This is a genomic window from Micromonospora lutea, from assembly GCF_016863535.1.
Classification (GTDB): domain Bacteria; phylum Actinomycetota; class Actinomycetes; order Mycobacteriales; family Micromonosporaceae; genus Micromonospora; species Micromonospora lutea.
In genome coordinates this window covers 1-5372 of sequence record NZ_BOPB01000047.1, presented here as the reverse complement: position 1 = coordinate 5372, position 5372 = coordinate 1, and the positions used below count along the sequence as shown (strand labels likewise).

The following is a 5372-nucleotide window of genomic DNA, read 5'->3' as shown; positions in this document are numbered from 1 at the left end:
TGTCCGGCGGTGTCCTACTCTCCCACACCCTCCCGGGTGCAGTACCATCGGCGCTGGAGGGCTTAGCTTCCGGGTTCGGAATGAGACCGGGCGTTTCCCCTCCGCCATGACCGCCGTAACCTTATCAACATGTCAAACAACACCAACACCAACACATTGTTGGGATGTTGTTTGTTTGTTGTGAGTTACACAGTGGACGCGAGCAGGATCTTTGTGAGCAAGTCCTCGGCCTATTAGTACCGGTCAACTGAACCCGTTACCGGGCTTACATTTCCGGCCTATCAACCCAGTCGTCTAGCTGGGGGCCTTACCCCACCAAAGGTGGGTGGGATACCTCATCTTGAAGCAGGCTTCCCGCTTAGATGCTTTCAGCGGTTATCCCTTCCGAACGTAGCTAACCAGCCGTGCCCCTGGCGGGACAACTGGCACACCAGAGGTTCGTCCGTCCCGGTCCTCTCGTACTAGGGACAGCCCTTCTCAAGTATCCTACGCGCACGGCGGATAGGGACCGAACTGTCTCACGACGTTCTAAACCCAGCTCGCGTACCGCTTTAATGGGCGAACAGCCCAACCCTTGGGACCTGCTACAGCCCCAGGATGCGACGAGCCGACATCGAGGTGCCAAACCATCCCGTCGATATGGACTCTTGGGGAAGATCAGCCTGTTATCCCCGGGGTACCTTTTATCCGTTGAGCGACACCGCTTCCACACGCAAGTGCCGGATCACTAGTCCCGACTTTCGTCCCTGCTCGACCCGTCAGTCTCACAGTCAAGCTCCCTTGTGTACTTGCACTCAACACCTGATTGCCAACCAGGCTGAGGGAACCTTTGGGCGCCTCCGTTACCCTTTAGGAGGCAACCGCCCCAGTTAAACTACCCACCAGACACTGTCCCTGAACCGGATAACGGTCCGAAGTTAGATACCCGAATCAACCAGAGTGGTATTTCAAGATTGCCTCCACCCATACTGGCGTATGAGCTTCACCGGCTCCCACCTATCCTACACAAGCCAACTCAAATACCAATGTCAAGCTATAGTAAAGGTCCCGGGGTCTTTCCGTCCTGCCGCGCGTAACGAGCATCTTTACTCGTACTGCAATTTCGCCGGGCCTGTGGTTGAGACAGTGGGGAAGTCGTTACGCCATTCGTGCAGGTCGGAACTTACCCGACAAGGAATTTCGCTACCTTAGGATGGTTATAGTTACCACCGCCGTTTACTGGCGCTTAAGTTCTCCGCTTCGCCCCCGAAAGAGCTAACAGGTCCCCTTAACGTTCCAGCACCGGGCAGGCGTCAGTCCATATACATCGAATTACTTCTTCGCATGGACCTGTGTTTTTAGTAAACAGTCGCTTCCCCCTGCTCTCTGCGGCCATACAACGCTCCACCCGCGCGGGGCTTCACGTCTCCGGCCCCCCTTCTCCCTAAGTTACGGGGGCAATTTGCCGAGTTCCTTAACCACAGTTCGCCCGATCGCCTCGGTATTCTCTACCTGACCACCTGTGTCGGTTTGGGGTACGGGCCGCTCAGAACTCGCTAGAGGCTTTTCTCGGCAGCATAGGATCACTGACTTCACCTGAATCGGCTCGGCATCACGTCTCAGCCCCATGACGTGCGGATTTGCCTACACGTCGGCCTACACGCTTACCCCGGCACAACCACCGGCCGGGCTCAGCTACCTTCCTGCGTCACCCCATCGCTTGACTACTACCCGCCAGGTTCCCACGCTCCCCAACCTCGACCCGAAGGTCTCGGCCGGTTCGGATGGTTAGCACAACGAGGTTCATCACGGGCGCTCCTTCGCGGGTACGGGAATATCAACCCGTTGTCCATCGACTACGCCTCTCGGCCTCGCCTTAGGTCCCGACTCACCCAGGGCGGATTAACCTGGCCCTGGAACCCTTGGTCATCCGGCGGAAGGGTTTCTCACCCTTCTTTCGCTACTCATGCCTGCATTCTCACTCGTGCCGCGTCCACAACTCGATCACTCGGCTGCTTCACCCCCGGCACGACGCTCCCCTACCCACCCACACACCTGGATGTCCCACCCGAAGGCAAAACACCGGGCTCTGTGTGAATGCCACAGCTTCGGCGGTGTGCTTGAGCCCCGCTACATTGTCGGCGCGGAACCACTTGACCAGTGAGCTATTACGCACTCTTTAAAGGATGGCTGCTTCTAAGCCAACCTCCTGGTTGTCTATGCGACCCCACATCCTTTTCCACTTAGCACACGCTTAGGGGCCTTAGCTGGTGATCTGGGCTGTTTCCCTCTCGACTACGAAGCTTATCCCCCGCAGTCTCACTGCCGCGCTCTCACTTACCGGCATTCGGAGTTTGGCTGATTTCGGTAAGCTTGTAGGCCCCCTAGACCATCCAGTGCTCTACCTCCGGCAAGAAACACACGACGCTGCACCTAAATGCATTTCGGGGAGAACCAGCTATCACGGAGTTTGATTGGCCTTTCACCCCTAACCACAGGTCATCCCCCAACTTTTCAACGTTGGTGGGTTCGGCCCTCCACACGGTCTTACCCGCGCTTCAGCCTGCCCATGGCTAGATCACTCCGCTTCGGGTCTAGAACATGCGACTCAAACGCCCTCTTCAGACTCGCTTTCGCTACGGCTCCCCCACACGGGTTAACCTCGCCACATGCCACTAACTCGCAGGCTCATTCTTCAAAAGGCACGCCGTCACCCCTAAAGGCTCCGACGGATTGTAGGCGAACGGTTTCAGGTACTATTTCACTCCCCTCCCGGGGTACTTTTCACCATTCCCTCACGGTACTCGTCCGCTATCGGTCACCAGGAAGTATTTAGGCTTACCAGGTGGTCCTGGCAGATTCACGGCAGATTTCAGGAGTCCGCCGCTACTCGGGAACACCCACAGAAGACCAGCTGCTTTAACCTACCGGACTATCACCGTCTACGGTCAGCCTTTCCAGACCATTCAGCTAACAACTGGCTTTATCACTCCTCAAACGAGTGTCAGCTCGTTTCGCAGGGTCCCACAACCCCGACCACGCAACCCCTGACAGGTATCACACGCAACCGGTTTAGCCTCAATCCGCTTTCGCTCGCCACTACTCACGGAATCACTATTGTTTTCTCTTCCTACGGGTACTGAGATGTTTCACTTCCCCGCGTTCCCTCCACACACCCTATGAGTTCAGGTGCAGGTGACACCACATGACTGATGCCGGGTTACCCCATTCGGACACCCTGGGATCACAGCTCGGTTGACAGCTCCCCCAGGCCTATCGCGGCCTCCCACGTCCTTCATCGGCTCCTGGTGCCAAGGCATCCACCGTTCGCCCTTGACAACTTGACCACAAAGATGCTCGCGTCCACTGTGCAATTCTCAACAAACAACCAACCCACAACCACACAACCCCACACCAGCAACACCACACAGGCATCCGGTATGCGAGGCCAGGCCATGCCTGGCACCGACCCGAGGCATCACCTCGAACATCGGCACTGAAAGACAACCACACGGGTTGTTCCTTCAGGACCCAACAGGGTGCTACACGCCCTCCCCAGCCGCACCAGAACCCCGTTCCCACCACCCCGAAGGACAGCTGTACTAGGAAAATCCCGGCCGTTGCCAGAAGAAAACTCACCAGTGTCTCCGCCAATCGAGCACCCCACCACCACACTCGGGCAGCACGGGCTCCATACCAGCCTTCGCTGGATGGTGCTCCTTAGAAAGGAGGTGATCCAGCCGCACCTTCCGGTACGGCTACCTTGTTACGACTTCGTCCCAATCGCCAGCCCCACCTTCGACGGCTCCCTCCACAAGGGTTGGGCCACCGGCTTCGGGTGTTGCCGACTTTCGTGACGTGACGGGCGGTGTGTACAAGGCCCGGGAACGTATTCACCGCAGCGTTGCTGATCTGCGATTACTAGCGACTCCGACTTCACGGGGTCGAGTTGCAGACCCCGATCCGAACTGAGACCGGCTTTTTGGGATTCGCTCCACCTCACGGTATCGCAGCCCATTGTACCGGCCATTGTAGCATGCGTGAAGCCCTGGACATAAGGGGCATGATGACTTGACGTCATCCCCACCTTCCTCCGAGTTGACCCCGGCAGTCTCCCATGAGTCCCCAACCGAATTGCTGGCAACATGGGACGAGGGTTGCGCTCGTTGCGGGACTTAACCCAACATCTCACGACACGAGCTGACGACAGCCATGCACCACCTGTCACCGGCCCCGAAGGACCCCACATCTCTGTGAGATTTCCGGCGATGTCAAACCCAGGTAAGGTTCTTCGCGTTGCATCGAATTAATCCGCATGCTCCGCCGCTTGTGCGGGCCCCCGTCAATTCCTTTGAGTTTTAGCCTTGCGGCCGTACTCCCCAGGCGGGGCGCTTAATGCGTTAGCTGCGGCACAGAGAACCGGAGAGGCCCCCCACACCTAGCGCCCAACGTTTACAGCGTGGACTACCAGGGTATCTAATCCTGTTCGCTCCCCACGCTTTCGCTCCTCAGCGTCAGTTTCGGCCCAGAGACCCGCCTTCGCCACCGGTGTTCCTCCTGATATCTGCGCATTTCACCGCTACACCAGGAATTCCAGTCTCCCCTACCGAACTCTAGCCTGCCCGTATCGACTGCAAGCCCACAGTTGAGCTGTGGGTTTTCACAGTCGACGCGACAAGCCGCCTACGAGCTCTTTACGCCCAATAAATCCGGACAACGCTCGCGCCCTACGTCTTACCGCGGCTGCTGGCACGTAGTTGGCCGGCGCTTCTTCTGCAGGTACCGTCACTTGCGCTTCGTCCCTGCTGAAAGAGGTTTACAACCCGAAGGCCGTCATCCCTCACGCGGCGTCGCTGCATCAGGCTTCCGCCCATTGTGCAATATTCCCCACTGCTGCCTCCCGTAGGAGTCTGGGCCGTGTCTCAGTCCCAGTGTGGCCGGTCGCCCTCTCAGGCCGGCTACCCGTCGTCGCCTTGGTAGGCCATCACCCCACCAACAAGCTGATAGGCCGCGAGCCCATCCCAAGCCGAAAAACTTTCCACCCACAAACATGCGTCCGCAAGTGAATATCCGGTATTAGCCCCCGTTTCCGAGGGTTATCCCAAAGCCTAGGGCAGGTTGCTCACGTGTTACTCACCCGTTCGCCGCTCGAGTACCCCGAAGGGCCTTTCCGCTCGACTTGCATGTGTTAAGCACGCCGCCAGCGTTCGTCCTGAGCCAGGATCAAACTCTCCAACAAAAACCCTGTTGAACAATCCATCCCAGCAACAAACAAAAATTGTTGCCAAAGGAATCCAAACCAACCAGACACAACATCCGGCCAGCCCAGAAATCAAAACTTGGCACTGGCTTATCAAGCACCCTGTTGAGTTCTCAAAGAACAACCACACACC

At 57.5% G+C, this 5372-nt stretch carries 3 rRNA genes; all 3 read right to left on the bottom strand.

The annotated features are described in order from the left end of the window. Position 1: 1 nt before the first annotated feature. A 5S ribosomal RNA gene (gene rrf / locus Vlu01_RS27235) occupies positions 2 to 118 on the bottom strand. Between the two features lie 95 nt (positions 119 to 213). Next, positions 214 to 3326, bottom strand: a 23S ribosomal RNA gene (locus Vlu01_RS27230). A 377-nt stretch (positions 3327 to 3703) separates the two neighbouring features. Continuing rightward, a 16S ribosomal RNA gene (locus Vlu01_RS27225) occupies positions 3704 to 5218 on the bottom strand. Together the 16S, 23S and 5S rRNA genes form the textbook arrangement of a ribosomal RNA operon. Positions 5219 to 5372 lie beyond the last annotated feature (154 nt).